This window comes from Rossellomorea oryzaecorticis, from assembly GCF_045897515.1.
Lineage (GTDB): Bacteria > Bacillota > Bacilli > Bacillales > Bacillaceae_B > Rossellomorea > Rossellomorea enclensis.
Genome location: NZ_JBJOSA010000006.1, coordinates 154,698 through 170,161 on the forward strand (window position 1 = coordinate 154,698; position 15,464 = coordinate 170,161).

18 protein-coding genes are annotated in these 15,464 nt (G+C 43.1%); 16 read left to right on the forward strand and 2 right to left on the reverse strand.

Translation table 11 applies throughout. The features are described 5' to 3' along the window. Positions 1–56 precede the first annotated feature (56 nt). Positions 57–707, forward strand: a complete 651-nt coding sequence (locus ACKA06_RS09660) for a reverse transcriptase-like protein (protein ID WP_231938014.1) — start codon at positions 57–59, stop codon at positions 705–707. A gap of 69 nt (positions 708–776) precedes the next feature. After that, the gene (locus tag ACKA06_RS09665) at positions 777–953 is read left to right on the forward strand and encodes a zinc-finger domain-containing protein (protein ID WP_064563964.1); all 177 of its coding nucleotides are present in this window, start codon (positions 777–779) and stop codon (positions 951–953) included. A 72-nt stretch (positions 954–1,025) separates the two neighbouring features. On the opposite strand, the gene cspD is transcribed toward ACKA06_RS09665, so the two are convergent. Then, positions 1,026–1,226, reverse strand: coding sequence for a cold-shock protein CspD (gene cspD / locus ACKA06_RS09670; RefSeq protein WP_007084796.1), 201 nt, complete (start codon positions 1,224–1,226; stop codon positions 1,026–1,028). A gap of 361 nt (positions 1,227–1,587) precedes the next feature. Here cspD and mntR point away from each other — a divergent pair, with 361 nt between their 5' ends. Further along, positions 1,588–2,004 (forward strand): transcriptional regulator MntR, encoded by a 417-nt coding sequence (mntR, locus tag ACKA06_RS09675; RefSeq protein ID WP_032087985.1) that lies wholly within the window; start codon positions 1,588–1,590, stop codon positions 2,002–2,004. A 110-nt stretch (positions 2,005–2,114) separates the two neighbouring features. Here the strand turns inward: mntR and ACKA06_RS09680 are convergent, their stop codons facing one another. Then, positions 2,115–2,333, reverse strand: a complete 219-nt coding sequence (locus ACKA06_RS09680) for a DUF3892 domain-containing protein (protein ID WP_411159492.1) — start codon at positions 2,331–2,333, stop codon at positions 2,115–2,117. A gap of 164 nt (positions 2,334–2,497) precedes the next feature. On the opposite strand from ACKA06_RS09680, the gene ACKA06_RS09685 reads away from it, so the two are divergent. The 13 genes from ACKA06_RS09685 (at position 2,498) to ACKA06_RS09745 (ending at position 15,410) form a co-directional block, all read left to right on the forward strand. Further along, on the forward strand, positions 2,498–3,181 hold the full coding sequence (locus tag ACKA06_RS09685; RefSeq protein WP_058297598.1) for a class I SAM-dependent methyltransferase: 684 nt from the start codon (positions 2,498–2,500) through the stop codon (positions 3,179–3,181). Positions 3,182–3,277: 96 nt separating this feature from the next. Then, positions 3,278–4,969, forward strand: a complete 1,692-nt coding sequence (locus ACKA06_RS09690) for a formate--tetrahydrofolate ligase (RefSeq protein ID WP_411159493.1) — start codon at positions 3,278–3,280, stop codon at positions 4,967–4,969. Positions 4,970–5,003: 34 nt separating this feature from the next. Beyond that, positions 5,004–5,486: a hypothetical protein gene (locus ACKA06_RS09695; RefSeq protein WP_052011542.1), complete on the forward strand. Its 483-nt coding sequence runs from the start codon at positions 5,004–5,006 to the stop codon at positions 5,484–5,486. Positions 5,487–5,529: 43 nt separating this feature from the next. Next, positions 5,530–6,390, forward strand: coding sequence for a DegV family protein (locus ACKA06_RS09700; protein ID WP_411159494.1), 861 nt, complete (start codon positions 5,530–5,532; stop codon positions 6,388–6,390). Between the two features lie 102 nt (positions 6,391–6,492). Next, positions 6,493–7,140, forward strand: a complete 648-nt coding sequence (locus ACKA06_RS09705) for an HD domain-containing protein (protein WP_321203322.1) — start codon at positions 6,493–6,495, stop codon at positions 7,138–7,140. Then, positions 7,137–9,032 (forward strand): ABC-F family ATP-binding cassette domain-containing protein, encoded by a 1,896-nt coding sequence (locus tag ACKA06_RS09710; protein ID WP_032087991.1) that lies wholly within the window; start codon positions 7,137–7,139, stop codon positions 9,030–9,032. Before ACKA06_RS09705 ends, ACKA06_RS09710 begins: the two co-directional genes overlap by 4 nt. 73 nt (positions 9,033–9,105) lie before the next feature. Beyond that, positions 9,106–10,233, forward strand: coding sequence for a virulence factor (locus ACKA06_RS09715; RefSeq protein WP_198258888.1), 1,128 nt, complete (start codon positions 9,106–9,108; stop codon positions 10,231–10,233). Between the two features lie 40 nt (positions 10,234–10,273). Next, positions 10,274–10,708: a BrxA/BrxB family bacilliredoxin gene (locus ACKA06_RS09720; protein ID WP_032087993.1), complete on the forward strand. Its 435-nt coding sequence runs from the start codon at positions 10,274–10,276 to the stop codon at positions 10,706–10,708. Between the two features lie 82 nt (positions 10,709–10,790). After that, on the forward strand, positions 10,791–11,570 hold the full coding sequence (locus tag ACKA06_RS09725; RefSeq protein WP_198258887.1) for a class I SAM-dependent methyltransferase: 780 nt from the start codon (positions 10,791–10,793) through the stop codon (positions 11,568–11,570). Positions 11,571–12,144: 574 nt separating this feature from the next. Next, positions 12,145–12,732 (forward strand): YpjP family protein, encoded by a 588-nt coding sequence (locus ACKA06_RS09730; protein ID WP_032087995.1) that lies wholly within the window; start codon positions 12,145–12,147, stop codon positions 12,730–12,732. Between the two features lie 404 nt (positions 12,733–13,136). Further along, positions 13,137–13,829 carry an anthrax toxin lethal factor-related metalloendopeptidase gene (locus tag ACKA06_RS09735; RefSeq protein WP_411159495.1) on the forward strand — a complete coding sequence of 231 codons (693 nt, stop codon included), beginning with the start codon at positions 13,137–13,139 and terminating at the stop codon, positions 13,827–13,829. Positions 13,830–13,920: 91 nt separating this feature from the next. Next, on the forward strand, positions 13,921–14,877 hold the full coding sequence (locus tag ACKA06_RS09740; protein WP_411159496.1) for a thymidylate synthase: 957 nt from the start codon (positions 13,921–13,923) through the stop codon (positions 14,875–14,877). Between the two features lie 47 nt (positions 14,878–14,924). After that, positions 14,925–15,410 (forward strand): dihydrofolate reductase, encoded by a 486-nt coding sequence (locus tag ACKA06_RS09745; RefSeq protein WP_232353999.1) that lies wholly within the window; start codon positions 14,925–14,927, stop codon positions 15,408–15,410. Positions 15,411–15,464 lie beyond the last annotated feature (54 nt).

Below are 15,464 nucleotides of genomic sequence, written 5' to 3' on the forward strand. Positions count from 1 at the left end.
TAAAAGAAACGATGAACAATATCAGACCAATACAGAAGAGAGTGATCAGGTTGAAGATGAAGCTAAAGTACAAATATGCGAGTAAAACAGCCACTGATATATGGTTTGAATCCACATGGTTCCCCAGGAAGGAAACAATGATCCATGTTGATGATTTAATGAAGACGGGGAGGGTCACCGACCTGGAAATCATCGATGAAATGGAAAATTCGTGGACAAGAAAAGAGTTTATCAAATTAAATCAAGAATTGGACAAAGAACCCCAAAACATCACCGTCTACTTTGATGGGGGATTTGATAAAAGTGCAGCACTGTCGGGGATCGGAATGGTCGTTTATTATGAAAAAGGTGATGAACGTTTCAGGATTCGTAAGAACGGGAAACTTGAAGAACTGGAAAATAATAATGAAGCCGAATATGCAGCACTCCATAATGCCCTTCTGCTTCTTGAAGAGATAGGAGTCAAAAATGCCCCCTGTACAATAAAGGGGGATTCGCAGGTAGTACTGAAGCAGCTTGAAGGGGACTGGCCATGCTTTGACGAGGCATTAAACAGATGGCTCGACCGGATAGAAGGGCAGATTGAAAAGCTGAACTTGAAGGTTACAATCGATGTATTAGACAGGAATGATAACAAAGAGGCCGATAAACTTGCCAATCAGGCTTTATTGGATAAGCAGGTACACAGTCATAAAAGGATAGAATAATTTCATTGACTAACATATATTCTATAAATAAAACTAACGTTAAGATGGTAAATGTCTAGGAGTGATGGTATGGACCGCAGACAAGCAGTTGATAAAGTGGATGAACTGATTGACACCTATTGCAGAGACTGCCTGCTAAAAGCATTTTTTCGCAAAGAATCCGGAAAAGCACGTGCACATCGATTTTGTATCAAGGAATGTACAGTAGGGGAACAGATCAAGCATTACGGGGAAAAGTTACAGTGAAAAAAATCACCGATAGAAAAGGAAAAGCGGACGATTTTTAAATCGTCCGCTTTTTTTAGCATATATGTGTGATTATAATTTGACTACGTTAGCAGCTTGAGGTCCGCGGTTGCCTTCAACAATTTCGAAAGAAACTTCTTGACCTTCTTCTAAAGATTTGAAACCTTCGCCTTGGATTGCTGAGAAATGTACGAATACATCGTCTCCGCCTTCTACTTCAATAAAGCCAAAACCTTTTTCGTTGTTAAACCATTTTACTTTACCATTTTGCATATTCTTCTAATCCTCCTAAATCAATCAAGCACTTATGGTGCTCATGGAAAATATTTATCATGAAATGTTGATTTCCACTGCTGAAGCACTAAAAATCGTTCCACTTCAATGATGTCTTTACTATACAATATGAGGATTTTAGAGTCAACATTTCGGAAATGCATTTTGCAGAAATTTTTAAAAAACTTAACTGGATGGGCTAGGAATACCATATTGAATAGATCTATACTCCTGCATTACCTGATTATAATTGCCCATAGGGTGATCCAGCACTGCTTGCTGAATGGAGTATCCGGGTTGTATTCATGCTCTTCTTATAGTAAACTTTTATTGATATTTATGGGAATTTGGAGGGTGCAGAATGCCTACACCAAGCATGGAAGACTATTTGGAACAAATTTATATGTTAATCGAAAATAAAGGGTATGCAAGAGTATCGGACATTGCAGAAGCCTTAACCGTACACCCTTCATCAGTGACGAAAATGGTGCAGAAATTAGATAAAGATGACTACCTGATTTATGAAAAATATCGTGGGCTCGTACTGACTCCAAAAGGTAATAAAATAGGAAAACGCTTAGTTTACAGGCATGAACTGCTTGAGCAATTCCTAAGGGTAATCGGTGTTAAGGAAGAACATATTTACGAAGACGTAGAAGGAATCGAACATCATCTCAGCTGGGATTCAATAGACAGGATCGGTGACCTGGTCCAGTTTTTCGAAGAAGAAGAGAAAAGACTTGAAGACTTGCGAGACGTACAAAGCCGAAGTGAATAAGAAAGTGCCGGCAAGCGGAAGACTTTCATAACGAAATGTAAAATTCAAAACTATAAAAAAGGGCTGCCCGATAAAAATCAGGAGCAGCCCTTTTACATATTTATGTTATATCAAAATATAGTCGGATATTCGTCAAATCCTTTGTTTGCTGTGTCCGAAGAGTAGATTTCGTACTCTCCCCATTCATTTTCATGAATTTCGACACCTTTTAGAATACCTTCAGTAGCTTCCAGTACTGCTTTTTGATAAGAAATGATCCTTCCCCCCGAGGTTTGAAAACTTATGATATCCCCGTGGTAATTACGCTGGACCTTCGTGATTTCCTCCATCTTCTGCCCCCCTTCCTCCATCGTTTTCACTAGTAGTATGGACAAATCTGTTCCAGTTCATAAGGAATATGCGCTGAATTGAAAAGATAAATAGGGAAAAAAGAAGGATTTTACCGTTTATAATAAGAAATAGAGTAAGAGAATAATCAGACAGAGGTGTTAGAATGAACAAATCTGAATGGCACTCAAATGCCAGAACGCGGTGGGATGAGAATGCCGGTAATTGGCACTCTCGAAGCAGGGAAAACTGGACGACAGGGAGCCGTAAAAGTGTGATACCGTTCTTCCTTAAATCAGTAGATAGAGGAAAGAAAACCGGTGACCTGGGATGCGGGGACGGATATGGCTCCCATCTGCTTAATGAGAATGGATATAAGGTGACAGGAATGGATTTTTCTGAAAACATGGTGGAAATTGCACGAAGGCTTGAACGTGAAGGTCTGCAATTTGTGCAGGGAGACCTGACATCACTTCCATTCAAGGATAATGAATTTGATGCAGTCATGGCCATCAATTCCATTGAATGGACGGCATCTCCGGTTCTTGCACTAGATGAACTTGACAGAGTCACAGACAACGAAGGATATATATGCATCGGGCTCCTTGGCCCTACCGCACATCCAAGGGAAAATTCCTTCCCCCGCCTCCGCGGCGAAGAAGCGATATGCAACACGATGATGCCCTGGGAATTGGAAAGGCTGGCCGAACAAAAAGGCTGGAAGAAAATCGATGAAGAATGGGTATATAAAAAAGGTGTCGATGCAAACTTGACGGCATCACTTCCGAATGAATTAAGACAGGCACTAACTTTCATGACGCTGTTTATGTTTAAACGTTCATCATCATGATTGGGTGATTTTTTTAGTGCATACTAAGGTAACGGACATACCGGCTTTCTTATCGTAAGAGGAAAGAATACTAATGATAGATAAAAGGTGGATACGATGACTTTGACAACGAAGAAATTGAAAACAGATATCGAAATCGCACAGGATTCTGCTCTCCAGCCAATCCTTGAAGTCGCACGGAAAATCGGTTTGGGTGACGAAGATCTGGAGATGTACGGGAAGTATAAAGGTAAAGTCTCTTTTGATGCAATACATAACCTGAACAAACTAAAGGACGGGAAGTTAATATTGGTCACTTCCATCAACCCGACCCCTGCCGGTGAAGGAAAATCGACTGTTACGGTCGGACTGGGGGATGCACTTAATCAGTTGGATAAAAAGGCGATGATCGCCTTGAGGGAGCCTTCTTTGGGACCGGTCATGGGTATGAAAGGAGGCGCGACAGGCGGAGGATATGCACAGGTACTTCCGATGGATGAGATCAACCTGCATTTTACAGGTGACATCCACAGTATCACAACCGCTAATAATGCCCTTGCGGCAATAATCGATAATCATATACATCAGGGAAATGAATTGAATATCGATCCTAGGAGAATCGTGTGGAAGCGTGCCCTCGATATGAATGACCGCGCTTTAAGGAACATTGTAATCGGTCTCGGAGGCACTGTACAGGGTGTACCGAGAGAAGATGGATTCGATATCACAGTGGCTTCTGAAATCATGGCAGTGTTATGTCTTTCCAAAGATCTCGATGAACTGAAAAATAGATTGGGCAGGATGGTTGTAGCTTATAATGTTAACAAAATGCCAGTCACTGTCAAAGACTTGCAGGTGGAGGGAGCACTGACATTATTACTGAAGGATGCCTTGAAACCTAACTTGGTGCAGACCATCGAGCATACTCCTGCACTTATCCATGGCGGGCCATTTGCAAATATTGCCCATGGATGCAACAGTGTCATTGCCACCAGGACTGCTTTGAAACTTTCGGATTATGTGGTGACAGAATCAGGGTTCGGTGCAGACCTAGGTGCCGAGAAATTCCTTAATATTAAGACACGTGCAGCAGGCATCTCCCCCGATGCAGTGGTTCTTGTGGCTACAATCCGGGCCTTGAAAATGCACGGCGGCCAGAGTAAGGATGAGTTGAACTCTGAAAATCTGGAAGCCTTGAACCAGGGGCTTTCCAACTTGAAAAAACATATGGAAACCCTTGATGAGTTCAATGTTTCTTATGTAGTAGCGATCAATCGGTTCATTTCAGATACAGCAAGCGAGATTGAGGCACTGAATACATGGTGTGAAAAAGAGGGAGTACCGGTATCCCTGACTGATGTATGGGCAGAAGGGGGCAGTGGAGGACTTGACCTGGCTCAAAAAGTATTATCTGTTATTGAACATAATGATAAGGAATTCACTCCCCTCTATTCATTGACCGATTCACTTCAAAATAAGATTGAGTGTATAGCAGGTAAAGTTTACGGAGCCGGAGAAGTGGATTTCTCTGTGAAAGCAAAAAAGCAGCTTGAAGAATTTGAAAAAAACGGCTGGGGAAACCTGCCTGTATGCATGGCGAAGACGCAATATTCCTTATCGGACGACCCAAGAAGGCTTGGGCGGCCGGAAGATTTCACGATAACGATCAGGGAGTTGAAACCAAAGATCGGTGCAGGATTCATCGTTGCTTTGACGGGTGAAGTCATGACAATGCCCGGGCTGCCAAAACAACCGGCTGCTTTGAAAATGGATGTTGATGAGAACGGAAAAGCCACGGGGCTTTTCTGATTAGATAAAATGTACTGGGGAGGAGGCGATTGGTATGTTTGATCCCACGGCTTTTGATAACTTAAAGGTGGTTGTTGAAGGTGAAGTGTACGACTTTGATCTGTCAGGAGAGATTTCCATCCTCGACCGGAAGGACCTATTCGATTTTGCTCATTATGAACGAACTTATATCATCCAGTATTCCCGGCCTGACTTATCAAGTTCCATAATTCTCGAACTTAAAGCGGATATGGGGCATTTTTTGGCTGAGAGAAATGGCATCCGGTCAAAGAATAAGGCCGGAGCGGCTATCCGGTTCATTTATTCCGGAAAAGAAGAATTGCATGACCATAAGGATGAACTGGAGGCTGTATGGGGGCCGGATAAAGAGTGGGAATGGATTGATATGCACTCCTCCGTCCACCCTTCAAATGTCCAGGGCGTTCTCAGCTTTAATAGAGTCATAACAGAAGAAATGGTGGATGATGTTATCCACATGGTTTCTTTTTCGATTGAGACGCTTGATATCCTTAAGTGAAGTGACATTTAGAAAAAGATCTGTAACTAAGGGGGCTGTATCGATGAAAATCGCTTGGGTGACCGATAGTACTGCTTATATTGAAGATCTATCCAAATGTGAGGAACAAGATGTGTATGTTGTGCCGATGAATATACTTATCGGTGAGAAAGAATATAAGGATGGGATCGATTTATCTCCACAAGACCTTTTTGAGAAATTAAAAGAAGAAGGGGCAGAGGTGAAAACATCACAGCCTTCCATAGGGACGTTCAAGGAATTATATGAGAAGCTTTCCGGCAGATATGATCATATTTTTTCCATTCACGTTTCTTCTCACTTCAGCGGTACGATGTCTTCTGCTTATCAGGCAGCCGAATTGTTGAAAGATACTGTTCCTTCCATTACGTGCATTGATTCAAAGACGCTGACATACCCATTGACAGAGCTCCTTGAATATGGACAATCCCTTCATAACGAAGGGGCTTCAATTGAAGATATCAAGGAATCAATTGAAGAAAAGGTTAAGACCCGGGAAGTATATGTCATGGTGGGAAGTCTTGAACAACTGCATAAGAGTGGAAGGATGAGCGGTTTATCCTTCTTCCTTGGAAGTATGCTAAAGATCAAACCCATCCTTGCGATTTCAGATGGGAAACTGGAAGTGAAAGAAAAAGTCAGGAATATCAATAAAGGCCTGGATAGGATGAGCGGCCTGCTTGGTGACGCGACTCAGCATAAGAACATCAGGAAAGTATCCATTCTGCACGGCTTAAATCACGACGAGGCACTTGAATGGATGAAAGAACTTAAAGCCAGCCACCCGCAAGTTGAATTCGGGGCGTATCCCCTGGGAGCGGTCATCGATGTCCACGCAGGAGCCAACACAATAGGTATCAGCTGGTCAGAAGAAAAAAACCGATAATGAAAACATGGAGATGATGCATGAGTGTAAAAGCTTATATATCATCTCTTTAATCGTTTCGCTCCGTTTTTTGTTACAATAGGAAAGAAAGGGGATGATGAAGTGGGCCGGGACGAAATAGATAAACTGATCCAAGCATTAAAGCATGAATACAAAGATGAATCTTCAGGTCATGACTGGCATCATCTTGAACGTGTGAGAAAAAATGCCCTGCTTATTGCAGAAAGGGAAAATATAACAGATACATATATCATCGAATTGGCCGCCCTGCTTCACGATGTTCCTGATGATAAGCTTAATGCTACAGAGGAAGAGGGGAAGAGAAAACTTGATGGGTACGTATCCATGCTCTCTTTAAAAGAAGAAGAGAAGGAAGAGCTATACGACATCATTTTCTCGATTTCCTACAAAGGCGGAAATGAAAAACCGCTGACTTCCATAAAGTCGATGATTGTAAGGGACGCAGACAGGCTGGACGCCATAGGAGCAATCGGCATTGCCAGGACATTTGCATATGGCGGGAAGAAAGGCCAGGTATTATATGACCCAGATATAGAAGAAAGGTCAGTGATGACCCTTCAGGAATACCGGACGGGAAAAAGTTCGGGCATCCATCATTTTCACGAGAAATTATTGAAATTGAAAAACTTGATGTGCACGGAAACCGGGAAGGTCCTTGCTGAAGATCGTCATGACTTCATGCTCCACTTCCTGAAGCAATTCAACAAAGAATGGAATGGTCGAGAATGAGAATGTTAACAGCTGAGAACCTGTCAAAATCATACGGAGAGAAAACGTTGTTTGACAGTATCTCGTTTTCTATAATTGAAAAGGAAAGAGTCGGCCTGATAGGTGTCAACGGCACAGGTAAATCAAGTCTCCTCAAGTTGATAGCCGGGATTGAAGAATATGATTCTGGTGAAATTACATCACCCGGAGATTATCATATTGCTTATTTGCCGCAGGAACCTGAGATAGACAGTGATTTGAGCGTCATTGGCCAGGTTTTTAGCGGAGAAGCAAAAATAATCAAAGCCATGCGGGAATATGAAACCGCCCTCCTCGAAATGGAACAGGACCCTGAAAGCAGCACATTGCAGGAGAGATTATTTGAAGCACAGAAGAGGATGGATATCCTCCATGCATGGGAGGCAAATGCCAATGCAAAAGCCATCCTGACCAAATTGGGCATTTATGATTTTTCCAAAAAAATGAGTGAACTGTCGGGAGGGCAAAAGAAAAGAGTTGCACTTGCGGGTGTTCTTATCGAGACCCCTGACCTCCTCATACTGGATGAACCTACAAACCATCTTGACTATCAGTCCATTAAATGGCTGGAAGATTACTTATCAAAATATAAAGGCTCCGTACTGCTTGTGACGCATGACAGGTATTTCCTTGATCGTGTCACAAACCGGACGTTCGAATTGGACGGAGGCAAACTTTATTCTTATACCGGGAATTATGCTTCCTTCATAGAAGCGAAGGCGTCAAGGCAGGAAAACGAACGCCTTATTTCCGAGAAGCAGCAAAACCTGTACCGCCGTGAACTGCAATGGATGAGAAGGGGTGCTAAAGCAAGGACAACAAAGCAGAAAGCAAGAATCCAGCGTTTCGAAAATCTGCAGGATAATATGCCGTCAGGCCCTGACAATTCTCAAGTGGAAATTGCAATCGGCGGGAACCGCCTCGGCAAGCAGGTATTCGAATTGAAGCAGGCAGCGAAAACCTTTGATGACAAGGTGATTTTGAAAGACTTCAATTACTTAATCAAGCCCGGTGACAGAATCGGGGTCGTTGGTAAGAATGGTAGCGGAAAGTCCACTTTTCTTAATATTCTCTCAGGGGCGGACGACCTGGATACCGGAGAGCTGATTACAGGGCAAACCGTTAAAATAGCTTACTATACCCAGGGGCATGAAGAATTGGATGAAAACATGAGGATGATTGAATATATCCGGGAAGCCGGGGAATTCATCACCACGGATAAGGGGGAAAGGATCTCAGTAACCTCCATGCTTGAGCGATTCCTTTTCCCGATGAGTACTCACGGTACCCTTATCCGCAAGCTTTCGGGCGGGGAGAAGCGGAGGCTGTTCCTTCTGAAATTACTGATGGAAAAGCCGAATGTCCTCCTGCTTGATGAACCTACCAATGATCTGGATACAGAAACACTGACAGTCCTTGAAGATTATATAAATGACTTTTCAGGTGTCGTAGTGACTGTATCCCATGATCGGTATTTCCTGGACAAAACGGCCAGTCAATTGCTCGTCTTTAACGGGGGAGGAGACATCGGCACCTACTTTGGGGAGTATACAGAGTATTTAGAGGAAGCTGAAGCAGAAGTGAGAAAGTCGGCAGCAGAAGAGAAAAAACTGGAGCCTGCACCAAAGCTGACAACTCAGCAGCCGGAGAAGGATAAAAAAAGGCTTTCCTATATGGAAAAGCGTGAATGGGATGAAATTGAAGGGAAGATTGCTTTCCTTGAGGAGAAACTGGAAAGCGTTCAGGAAGAGCTTGATCGTGCAGGCAGCAATTTTGAGCGGGCACAGGAATTGATGAATGAAAGCCAGCAATTGAACGACGAGCTGGAACACTTGATTGAAAGATGGAGCTATCTATCTGAATTTGCTGATTAAGCGCTTTGGTTTTTACAGAATATCAACTATGTTATGATGAAATAAAATAGAGATGGCAGAAAGGTGGTTAATCGTGAAAATAGTATCGATTGAACCTACGCCCAGCCCGAATACGATGAAGATCCTTTTGGATAGGGAACTCGAAGCTGGGAAAAGTAATAATTACAAAAAAGATCAGGCTGAAGGTGCACCTTCGATTATTAAAGACATCCTTCTTATAGACGGAATCAAAGGAGTTTATCATGTGGCAGATTTCCTTGCCGTTGAGAGAAATGCGAAGTTCGATTGGCAGGAGCTCCTTCCGAAGGTGAGAAAAGCATTCGGTGAAGAGACTCATGAGGAATCGGCCGAATCCCGGATGGAAGAGCACTTTGGTGAAGTGAATGTCTCTGTGCAGGTGTTTAAAGGCATTCCCATGCAGGTGAAAGTAACAGATGGAGAAACGGAGAAACGGTTTTCTCTTCCTGAGCAGTTTATGAAAGCACTGTCAGATGCCCAGCAGGACGGGGACAATGTTGTTTTGCTTCGGAAGTGGAAGGAACATGGTGTAAGATATGGCGAACTGGACGATATCGGCAGCGATGTTATAGAAGAATTGACGGCTGCATATCCAGCTTCAAGACTGGAAAGCCTCGCAGAACAGGCAGTCGAATCAAAATCTGAAGTACAGCCTGTCCGCCGGAATAAACACAAAATCACACTGGAGGACCTGGGAGCGCCTGATTGGCAAACCAGGTATCAAAAGCTTGAAGCGATGGATGATCCTTCACTTGAAGATCTGCCTGTCCTTGAAAAGGCACTTGAGGATGAGAAGGTGTCGATCCGGCGTTTGGCTGTGGTCTATTTAGGAATGATCGAGGACGAGAGGGTATTGCCTTATTTATACAGGGGCCTCGAAGATAAATCAGTTTCGGTCCGCCGTACTGCAGGTGACTGTTTATCTGATCTCGGATTCAAACAGGCTATGCCGCAGATGGTGAGAGCACTGCAAGATAAGAGCAAATTGGTGAGATGGCGTGCTGCAATGTTTCTTTATGAAGAAGGCGATGAATCAGCACTTCCAGGTTTAAAAGAAGCAGAAAACGACCCGGAATTCGAAGTGAAGCTGCAAGTGAAAATGGCGATTGAACGCATTGAAGGCGGAGAAGAAGCCAAAGGTTCTGTTTGGAAACAAATGACCGAAGCACGGATGCAGGACTGATATAAGTCTGGGATGAAAACATAATGGGGGGAATTTAAACATGTCAATGGCTTATGAAGAATACATGAGACAACTGGTGAAACCAATGAGACAGGAACTTGTCCAGGCGGGATTCAAGGAGCTTGGCGATGAAGAAGCAGTTGAGCAGTTTATGGAGAGTGCAGAAGGAACGACCCTGGTAGTCGTGAATTCAGTCTGCGGATGTGCAGCGGGACTTGCAAGACCCGCGGCCACACAGTCCGTCCTGAATCATGAGAAAGCTCCCGATCAGCTTGTAACAGTGTTTGCCGGCCAGGATAAGGAAGCAACAATGAAAATGAGAGAATACTTCGAAGGATATGAACCTTCATCCCCATCTATGGCATTGCTGAAAGGGAAAGAAGTGGTTCATTTCATTCCAAGAGAAGAAATTGAAGATCATGATATCGCAGACATCATTTCAAACTTGACTTCTGCATTTGACAAATATTGCTGACGAATACTTGGGGAACTCAAAAAGGGTTCCCCATTTCTGTGTTATCATTTATAGAAAATGAATCATAAAGGAGATAACCGAATTGTTTGTAACAACATGCGGGAGAGCGAACGAGAAAGTCATCGGAAAAGCACTTCAGATTGCTTCCGATTTGAAGATTCCGTATATTGACCGGGGAAAAAAATCACTGAGCCACCATATGGACAGACTGGGCAGGGACTGCTTGGTGGCAGGTAAAGAGCGCCTGGAGCTTCATGAAAGGGAAAAGAGTGGAGAACCCTTCTTCTTTCATCCTAACTCTGCATCATTCCGGATCAAGAGATTAATGAGGGGTGAAAGGGATCCCCTTGTGGAAGCGGCACGCCTTGAGGAAGGGATGAGTTTTCTCGATTGTACACTTGGGCTTGCTTCAGACAGTATCATCGCAAGTCATATAATCGGAACTGACGGAAGGGTGAAAGGGATAGAGGCAAATGAGTATATCGCCTATATCATTTCTGAAGGATTGAAAAACTGGGTATCCCCCCTTGAAGATCTGAACGAAGCGATGAAAAGGGTAGAAGTCTGCTATGGCAATTTCGAAGAGAAATTGATTGACTGCGGGGACAAATCGATGGATGTGGTCTACTTTGATCCCATGTTCGAGGAAGCACTCACAGATTCAACAGGCATCAATCCGATCAGAAACTGGGCCGCCTATACGCCATTGACGGCAGAAGTGATAGAAGAGGCAAAGCGTGTTGCCCGTAAGAGAATCGTCATGAAAAACCACTACCAGTCACCACTATTCGACCAACACGGATTCCAAGTCATCAAAAGACCCTCAGCCAAATTCCATTTTGGAGTCATTGAGCTGGGTTGAGAGGCTGTGGGCAGGGGATGGTTTAGTATGAGGTGCTTCCAGCAGTTGTTTGGAGTGCAAGACGAAGACTCCTGCGGAAGAAGTGGCTAATAAGAAAAGCGGAAGGGCTTCGTTCAGAGGCGGGTGGCATAAGATGAACCGGCCGGGAAGGCGTTCCTTGCTTTCTTGGACGGTTTGGGTTATGACATGAGCCTCTAAGCCCTGCAGCTAGACAAGTGAGACCCCGCACAAAGCCGAGGAGGCTCACATGTCACCCGCGGAAAGCGAAGTCTTGCACGGAAATCAACTGCGTCGGCAAGCATTTCAAACAAAAAGACAGGCATCAACATTGCCTGTCTGCTTTTTTACATCAGTCAGTGAACCCAAGAACCACAAAATACCCCAATAACAATAAATAACCAATATTAATCATAATTCCAGTATCCATTCTAGTGCTCCTCCTTACGAAATATCCTCATTAATATACTACCACAGAAATATTTTTATATCCTACAAAAAAATGAAACCTTTTTCACTTTTTAAACGTAAAAAATAGTATAATAATAGAAGCAATACATAGGAAGGGACGTTATCTATGTCAACTTGGCTCAAAAAGTCGTTTTTTGTTCTAATATCGATCCTTACATTTGGACTGGTCTCACCCTCACAGGCATTCCTGAATGAGGAAGGTCATGCACTTGCCAAAACCAGCGGAAAACCATCCTCGGTTGAAAGCTCGGAAGAAGAAGTCCATCAAGAAGAAACGGTTCTGACAAGAGAAGATTTTATGGACCAGATGATGGAGAAGGCAGAGGAAAATTCATACTTGAAATTCGGAGCTAAGATTAAGCCATCTATTGAAGATGAATTCAAGAGCGTCATCCTTCCAAAGATGGAACGCGCAATCGAGCAGACCGCTTCACAGTATGAAGAAGATTTATCATTCCTCGTCATCTCAGAAGTTCCTCATTATGCAAAAACAGAGAAAATCTTTCATATTTACGATAACAGATCGGGAGAAGATGTCATCCGTTTTCACGTAAGAAAAGATCATCCTCCCAAAGACGGCTATTATTTCAATTTCCACTACCATACGGTTCATGATGATTTCCAGACCCATCATGATTTAGGAAGCATTTATTGGGATAAAAACACTCCACCTCAGTGGATGAGCGTTTCATAGAACGAATGTACATAAAGAGGCTGAGACAAAAGAACTTTTGCCTAAGTAAAACCCGAACTAGTTTGCCTATTCAATGGCTGATTAGTTCGGGCTTTTTGTTAGAATATACTTTTAGCTAGTTAGTTCTTTCCAGCGGTTGATTGGAGTTCAAGACGAAGACTCCCGCAGGAACGCAGTGACGAGGAGGCTCACGGGCTACCCGCGGAAAGCGAAGTCTTGCACGGAAATCATTAGCGGTATAAAGAAACTATACTGATATTGTCATTTTTTTTAGTTTAGTCCCAGCCTTCTTTAATGGCTAAAAACAGAGATACCTGGTAAATTGGAAGGATTCTTTCGTAAAAGATCATTTAATAGTATGGTAGAATAGTAAGTAGAACTGTCGTCAATGGAGGTTCTTTTACATGAAACGAGCAGCTATCATTCTCTTCCTGGTCGTCGCTTCCCTTATCGTTTGGAAGCAGACACAGGCAAATTACAGCGGTATTCTATTAAAGCATTCATCCATAAAAACTGCCATGAATTTAAATTCAGAAGAACAGCTGGAGAATATTGTCCTGCTCCCGGAAACAGATTTTGATAAAAGTGAAGCCAGGGGCATCATCCGCAGACTTGATCATATTCCCAGCCATTTACTCAGCGCGGTCGATAATCAAGAGATAAAAGTCCGTTTGTTCGAAAGGAATTTAACGGATTTTTCTACTACCAGTCACTTAAAAGGAGTGACGCCGAGAGGGTATTCAAATAAGGATACGACCTGGGACGATGTACCCGGGATAGGCGGTTCCAAGCTCGTCCTCGTGAAGATCGGACATAGCGAAAAAGGAAAAGGACATGATTCGGTGAACCTGGAATTACATGAACTTGCCCACAGCATTGATCGATATGTTATCAACGATCCCTACTCGGATATGGCGTTTACTCATATATGGAAAAAAGAGGCTCCTCTTTTGTTTCCTGGTCAATCTTACTTCATTGATTACCAGGAAGAGTATTTTGCTGAAACATTTGCTTTATATTACTTAAGCAATGATTCAAGGAATCTATTGAAAAGAAAAGCTCCATCTACGTATCAATATTTTAAGTCATTGGGTTGACTCTCAATGATGATCGAGTACACAATTAAGCAGAAGGAATATCCTTCTGCTATACATAACGAAATTACTATTCAGCGAAGGGGCAATGATGATGAAACACGGTGAACATGCATATCTGGATATGTGCCGTCATGTATTGGACAACGGCTTTAGAAAAGAGGACCGGACAGGGACCGGCACTCTATCAGTCTTCGGCTATCAAATGAGGTTTGACTTATCCAAAGGATTTCCGCTTCTGACTACCAAACGGGTGCCTTTCCGACTGGTGGCAAGTGAATTGCTGTGGTTCATAAAAGGGGATACAAATATCCGTTATTTGCTGCAGTACAATAACAATATCTGGAATGAGTGGGCTTTTAAGAACTGGGTGGAGAGCAGTGAGTATTCAGGCCCGGACATGAAGGATTTTGGATTAAGAAGCCAGGAAGATGAGGAATTCAATAAACTATACCAAAGGGAAATGGAACAGTTCAAAGAGCGTATCCTTAATGATGATGAGTTTGCAAAGAAATTTGGAGACCTGGGACCGGTTTACGGCAAGCAATGGAGGGCATGGGAAACGACTTCAGGCGGGGCAATTGATCAGTTGAAAGACTTGATCGAACAGATTAAGACCAATCCTGACTCAAGACGTTTGATTTTATCCAGCTGGTCGCCGGAGTTCGTCCCGATGATGGGACTGCCGCCTTGTCATACCCTGTTTCAATTTTACGTCGCGGATGGTAAATTGAGCTGTCAGCTTTACCAGCGCAGCGGGGATATCTTCCTCGGAATCCCTTTCAATATTGCAAGCTATGCACTGTTGACCCACTTGATTGCACATGAATGCGGCCTTTCGGTCGGGGACTTTGTCCATACGATTGGGGATGCGCATATCTATACCAATCATATTGATCAAATCACCACTCAGCTTGACCGTGAACCAAGGGCGTTTCCAAAGCTTTCACTGAACAGCGATGTCAAATCGGTGTTTGATTTTGAAATGGAAGACATCGAATTGGAAGGATACGACCCTCACCCATCCATAAAAGCACCGGTTGCTGTTTAATCATATACAGCTCCAATCTTAATATTGGAATTGAAAGGGGATAAATAATGATTTCATTTATCGTAGCGATGGACTCAAAATCAGCAATCGGAAAGAACAATGAACTTCCCTGGCACCTGCCGGCTGATCTGGCTTTCTTTAAAAAAACGACAATGGGAAAACCGATCATCATGGGGAGAAAAACCTTTGAATCAATCGGCAGGCCTCTCCCTGGAAGAGAGAATATTGTGGTCACAAGAGATAAAGACTATGTGGCCGAAGGATGTAATATTATACATGAGTTGGAGAAGATAACTGAAAATGATGAGAGTAAGGATGAAGAAATCTTTGTGATTGGCGGAGCCGAGATTTTTAATGAAATGCTACCTTATGCAGACCGTCTTTACATTACCAGAATAGAGGAAGAATTCGATGGTGACACTTTCTTTCCTCCCTTTAATAAAGAGGAATGGAAACTGAAAAGCAAGGAAAAAGGCCCTAAAGATGACAAAAACCCTTATGATTATTTCTTTATGACATATGACCGGAAATAAATGACGAACGCAATCAAAAAGGTAGCACCCATGTCCTTGGGAGCTACCTCTTTT